Source organism: Bacteroidota bacterium, assembly GCA_018831055.1.
GTDB lineage: Bacteria > Bacteroidota > Bacteroidia > Bacteroidales > B18-G4 > M55B132.
Window position 1 is genome coordinate 1 of record JAHJRE010000057.1, and the last position, 6,153, is coordinate 6,153.

General features: G+C 45.0%; 5 protein-coding genes. 4 read left to right on the forward strand and 1 reads right to left on the reverse strand.

Annotated features, from left to right (window positions below; genetic code table 11):
* Positions 1 to 282 precede the first annotated feature (282 nt).
* Positions 283 to 2,634 (forward strand): type I DNA topoisomerase, encoded by a 2,352-nt coding sequence (gene topA, locus KKA81_03440; protein ID MBU2649964.1) that lies wholly within the window; start codon positions 283 to 285, stop codon positions 2,632 to 2,634.
* A 60-nt stretch (positions 2,635 to 2,694) separates the two neighbouring features.
* Complete coding sequence (locus KKA81_03445) at positions 2,695 to 3,870, forward strand: formimidoylglutamase (protein MBU2649965.1); 1,176 nt, start codon at positions 2,695 to 2,697, stop codon at positions 3,868 to 3,870.
* 6 nt (positions 3,871 to 3,876) lie between these two features.
* Here the strand turns inward: KKA81_03445 and ruvC are convergent, their stop codons facing one another.
* Positions 3,877 to 4,434 carry a crossover junction endodeoxyribonuclease RuvC gene (gene ruvC, locus KKA81_03450; GenBank protein MBU2649966.1) on the reverse strand — a complete coding sequence of 186 codons (558 nt, stop codon included), beginning with the start codon at positions 4,432 to 4,434 and terminating at the stop codon, positions 3,877 to 3,879.
* 18 nt (positions 4,435 to 4,452) lie between these two features.
* Between ruvC and KKA81_03455 the strand changes: the two genes are divergently transcribed.
* Positions 4,453 to 5,490 carry a flippase-like domain-containing protein gene (locus tag KKA81_03455; GenBank protein MBU2649967.1) on the forward strand — a complete coding sequence of 346 codons (1,038 nt, stop codon included), beginning with the start codon at positions 4,453 to 4,455 and terminating at the stop codon, positions 5,488 to 5,490.
* Positions 5,483 to 6,153: glycosyltransferase (locus tag KKA81_03460; GenBank protein ID MBU2649968.1), on the forward strand; the 671-nt coding region annotated here is incomplete at its 3' end. The genes KKA81_03455 and KKA81_03460, both read left to right, overlap by 8 nt.

A 6,153-nucleotide genomic window follows, 5' to 3' on the forward strand; every position in this document is an offset into this window, starting at 1 on the left:
CCCCAGCATCCCAGCACCCAGTCCCCTGCCCCATGTAGCTTGCAACCTGTAACCTGATATCTATTATCCTGATACTCTTAAAAAATATTTCTTTCAGCAGGGGACAAAGTCATTTTTTCGGAACTAATTATCGGAGAGGCTTTGGATGGGTTCCTGAAAACAATAACAGAGCTGGCTTGTTAAGGAATGTGAACATAAAATCAATGATTTGCAGGACTAAGAAATTTATTGTTATACATTTGCACCCGATTTCAGGGCACGGAAGACAAAAAAAACAGAATCATGGCTAAAAATCTTGTAATTGTTGAGTCACCGGCAAAAGCTAAGACCATTGAGCGGTTCCTGGGGAAGGACTATCAGGTAAAATCCAGTTTCGGGCATGTGATGGATCTTGCCAAAAAGGGGCTGGGTGTTGATATTCAAAAGAAATATCTTCCTGAATACGAAATTTCCGAGGACAAAAAGAAAGTAGTTACCGAGTTGAAGAAGCTGGCAAAAGCATCAGAAATGGTTTGGCTTGCAACTGATGAGGACCGTGAGGGGGAAGCCATTTCCTGGCATCTTGTAAAGGCATTAAACCTTAAGGAAGAGAACATTCGCAGGATAGTATTTCACGAAATTACTAAGAACGCCATTGAAGTTGCCATACAGAATCCGCGTGGCATTGATCACAACCTGGTAAACGCTCAGACAGCAAGGAGGGTTCTCGACAGGCTGGTAGGGTTTGAACTGAGTCCTTTGCTATGGAAGAAAGTCAAGCCGGCCCTTTCGGCAGGTAGGGTACAATCGGTTGCCGTAAGGCTTATCGTCGAACGCGAGGAAGAGATCAATGAGTTTAAGATCAGCTCGGCTTATAAAGTGACGGCACAATTCCTGATTAAAAACGGGAAGAAAGAAAACATCCTGGAAGCCGAACTCCCAAAGAAGTTTTCAAAGAAAAAGGATGCCATAGAATTTTTGAAACTTTGTGTTGGAGCCACGTTTAAGGTGGCAGATATAGAAACCAAACCGGCAAAACGTTCGCCCGCACCTCCTTTCACAACATCAACACTGCAACAGGAGGCAAGCCGCAAACTTGGATTTTCAGTGGCCAACACCATGCGTATAGCGCAGCAGTTATACGAAGCCGGGTTTATTACTTACATGAGGACTGACTCACTGAACCTCAGCGACATGGCTCTTGCCATGGCTCGAGACGAGATCACCAAATTATATGGCAAAGATTACGTCAAAATCCGAAAATATAAGACAAAGACAAAGGGAGCACAGGAAGCCCACGAAGCCATTCGGCCGACCTATCTTACCAACCAGGTGATTGACGGCGACAAACAGCAGCAACGTTTGTATGAGCTGATCTGGAAACGTACCATAGCCTCACAGATGGCCGATGCGGAACTGGAAAAAACCACCGCAGAAATATCCATCCTGGAAGGTGAAAATGCAGCAAAACCTAAAACCGCTGACCGTTTCGTTGCCCGTGGCGAAGTAATCAAATTTGACGGGTTTTTAAAGGTTTACATCGAATCGACCGACGAAGAAGATGAAGAAAACGGCAAGGTTTTACCACCTCTCACAGTAGGGGATGTTTTGCCTGTAAAAGAAATCATGGCAACGGAAAAGTATTCGCAGGCGCCTTACCGGTATACCGAGGCCAGCCTTGTGAAGAAGATGGAAGAACTGGGTATTGGGCGTCCTTCGACCTATGCGCCCACGATTTCCACCATCCAGAACAGGGAGTACGTAATAAAAGAAACCCGGGAAGGATTTACCCGTGAGTACAACCAGATCACACTGCTAAAAGACAAAATCACCGAATCCATTCAGAAAGAAAAGGCCGGGTTTGAGAAGAACAAGCTATTCCCAACCGACCTGGGTATCATAGTGAATAAATTCTTAATCCAGTATTTCCAGGATATCCTTGATTATAATTTTACCGCGGAGGTAGAAAAGGAATTTGACGAGATTGCCCAGGGTAAACGCATTTGGAACGATGTGATCGATGAATTTTATCATCCCTTCCACAAAAAGATAGAAGACACAACGGAGAAATCGAAAAAATTCACCGGGGAGAAATATCTTGGATTGGATCCTGAATCAGGAAAGAAAGTATTTGTAAAACTGGGAAGATTTGGTCCCATGGTACAAATCGGCGAAACCACCGATGAAGAGAAACCAAAGTTTGCAGGACTGAAGAAAGATCAGAGCATAGAGACCATTACGCTGGAAGAGGCCCTGGAACTCTTTAATTTCCCCAGGAATGCAGGTACATACGAAGGATCCGAGATGATAGTGGCCATCGGGCGTTTCGGGCCATTCATCAAGCATAATAATGCCTATTATTCTATCCCGAAAACCGACGATCCCTCAGTTGTTGACCAGCAAAGGGCAATAGAGATCATTGAAGACAAGCGGCTGAAAGATAAGCAGAAAATCATCCGGGAGTTTCCGGAAAACAAAGAAGTCAAGGTCTTGAGAGGAAGGTTTGGTCCGTACATTGTTGTTGAAAAACAAAATTTCAAGATCCCCAAAGGAACCGATCCCGAGACCCTGAGTCTTGAAGATTGCATAAAAATATCTCAGGATCCGAAAAATGCTCCCAAGAAGAAACCGGCCGGCAGAGGAAAAAAATCTTAAAACCATAACGCGGGGTTGTGGGTGTTTTCTTTTATCTTTGGCTGACGTTAACACGGACGGATGGAAATCAACCTATTTTTTGAACCCGTTGACCCTGAGATATATCAACCGGACGACGATGCCCCCCGCAAACGCATCGGCGATCTGATCCAGGTATACAGCAAACACGGGAACTTCCCTGATTTAAAGGATACGGATATTGCTATCGTAGGCGTTTCCGAAGACAGGATGTCGACAGACAATTATGGTTCCGGCAAAGCACCGGATGTCATCAGAAAGCACCTTTACCGTTTATTCCGTAACGGCAACAGGTTAAATATTGCCGACCTTGGTAATATTCCCAGGGGGCATAGCATAGAGGATACCTATTTTGCCTTAAGTTCCGTGACTGAGCAATTACTGTCAAGCAATATCCTTCCTGTCATCCTGGGAGGCAGCCAGGATCTGACCTATGCACAATACAAAGGTTACGGCAATCTTGGACAGATCATCAACCTGCTTGTTGTTGACCCCATGTTCGACCTGGGCAAGCATGATGATGCGCTTACATCGGGATCTTTTCTCAGTAAAATCATCCTGCATCAGCCAAATTATCTCTTTAACTATACCAATCTGGGTTATCAGAGCTATTATGTTGATCCGGATGCGGTCAGGCTCATGCAAAAGCTATATTTTGACGCTTACCGTATTGGCAATGTTCGTAACGACATGGAGGAAGTAGAGCCCATCGTCCGTAACTCTGATATGCTCAGCATCGACATTTCGGCCGTTCGTTTTGCCGATGCCCCGGGAAACAACAACGCCACACCCAACGGTTTTTACGGGGAGGAGATCTGTCGCATCATGCGCTATGCCGGTATCAGCGATAAGCTTACTTCCGTGGGTATCTACGAGTATAATCCATCACTGGATATCCGGGAACAAACGGCTAAGCTGATAGCCCAGATGATATGGTATTTCATTGAGGGTTATTACAAAAGGACAAAAGACTATCCCGTTAAAGAAAATGAAGATTTTCTTAAATTCCTGGTAAGAATCAAAGATCAGGTTGATGAGATTGTTTTTTACAAAAGCCGGAAGAGCGAGCGCTGGTGGATGGAGATCCCGGTTGAGAGTGACCTGAAAGAAAGGTATGAGCGGCATTATATGGTACCCTGCTCCTTCCATGATTACAAGATTGCCTGCGAAAACAATATTCCTGAACGATGGTGGCAGTTTTATCAGAAACTGGTATAAATTCTTTCAGGAAGATTTAATCCGGTGCGGATTATCCTGCAGGAAAGCATTCCATCCCGTGTATTTTTTTTCTGATACCGTATGGCTTCCCTGAAAATAGTGACAAACCGCCACTCCAAGAGCATCGGTGGCATCCAGATATTCCGGAGGATCCTGTAATTCCATTAAACGCATCAGGATGGCTGCAACCTGCTCCTTGGATGAATTACCCTTTCCGGTAATGCTTTGTTTGATTTTCCTTGGGCTGTATTCGAAGATGGGAATATCCTTGTACAGAGCCGCGGCCATGGCTACACCCTGTGCTCTGCCCAGTTTCAGCATGGATTGAATATTTTTACCGTAAAAAGGCGATTCAATAGCCATCTCATCGGGGTGGAATTCGTTGATCAGGGAGAGTATCCTGTCGAAGATCTTCTTCAGCCGAAGCTCATGCGAACTGAAACGGTTTAATTTCAGGATACCCAGTGTGATTAAATCAATTTTATTACCTTTATGGTGAATTAAACCATAGCCCATGATGGTGGTTCCGGGGTCGATTCCCAATATAATGCGGTCGTTTGGCACTGATGCAGATTGTATAGGATGAAAGCAAAGTTACGCAAAACCTATAATTATATTATCCGTTTCCTGATCATCCTGGCAACATTCGGTTTTATCTACAGGGAAATCACTCACAAACACGATCTTGCAGGGATTTACAAAAATTTCACAGCTCATATACATTCTGTTGATTTTCTTCTGGGGTTTTTGTCGGTATTTGCCTTGGTTTTTGTCAACTGGGGCATTGAAGCCAGGAAGTGGCAGTATCTGATCAAAAAGATTGAAGCTGTTTCCTGGTTGAAAGCTTTTGAGGCAACCTTATCCGGAGTAGCCGTAAGTTCATTTACTCCCAACCGTATTGGTGATTACCTGGGTAGGGTTTTCATCCTGGAAAAGGCAAACCGTATCCAGGGGATCCTGATCACCATCATCGGAAGTATGGCACAATTTCTGACCACATTTATTGCCGGTACGGCAGGGATAGCCATTATGGTTGGGATTTACAACGAACCAATTGCAAGGTACATGGGCATGTCGGAAAAGAGTTTCTGGTTTGCCTACTTCAGTCTGAGCTTGCTAACCCTTCTTATATATATTTATTCTTTATTATTTTTTACAAACGTATCGGTGATCACTGATATTACCGGGCAGATTTTCAGGAAGAGATGGGAAAAGTTGAAGCGCTATTTGGAAATCTTTTCACTATATAAGACCGGAGAGTTGCTTAAAGTTTTATACTTCAGTGCCTGGAGATTCCTGGTCTTTACCCTGCAATTTTATATTCTTTTAAGGGTATTCGGCGCAGAAGTGCCATTGGCAGAAGGGCTTATTTTAATAGGGATTGTATTTGTCGCCGTAACCATCATTCCTACGATAGCCATAACCGAACTGGGCATTCGGGGATCGGTTTCGCTGTATGTGTTTGGATTGTATTTTGCTCAGCAGGCACAGGAGGGAGGCATGCCCGAAGTGGCCGTGGTAGCAGCTTCCTCGGTATTATGGCTGATAAACCTGGCATTCCCGGCGCTGTTGGGTGCAGTGTTAGTCTTCAACCTGAAATTCTTCCGGAAAAATGACTGATTCGTTGTTGGGACTTACCATATTGTTTTGCCTGGGATACATCATCCTCATCGGTATATTCACGGCAGGGTGGTTCCGGATAAAGGATTTTTCTTTTCAGGAAGTTGCAGGAAGGCCATCGGTTAGTGTTATTGTTGCAGTAAGGAATGAGGCCCGCAGGATAGGGCTTCTGATCGGTGATTTGCTTAAGCAGGAAGCTTCATTTGAGCTGATTATAGTGGATGACCATTCGGATGATGGCACCGTTGAAGTTGTCAGACGCATCCTGGAAAAGCATCCTGGCATACTTTATCGATTATTAAAGCAGCCGGATGGACAGACCGGCAAGAAAGCGGCTATAGAAGCAGGGATCAGGGCTTCACGCGGTGAGTTGGTCGTCACAACCGACGGGGATTGCCGGGTAGGGCCATTATGGGTAACAGCCCTGGCAGCCTTTTACGCCCGCTACCATCATAAATTCATTTCCGGGCCGGTGTGTTACGAAAACAAAAAAGGATTTTTAGCTTCCTTAAGCTCCCTGGAGTTTCTCAGCCTGGTGGGGACCGGGGCCGGAGCCATCGGAGCAGGCATGCCCATCATGTGTAATGGCGCTAATCTTGCCTTTGAGAAGAAGGTTTATATGGAAATTGCTGCTACCATGCAGGGAAGAGAATATGCCTCGGG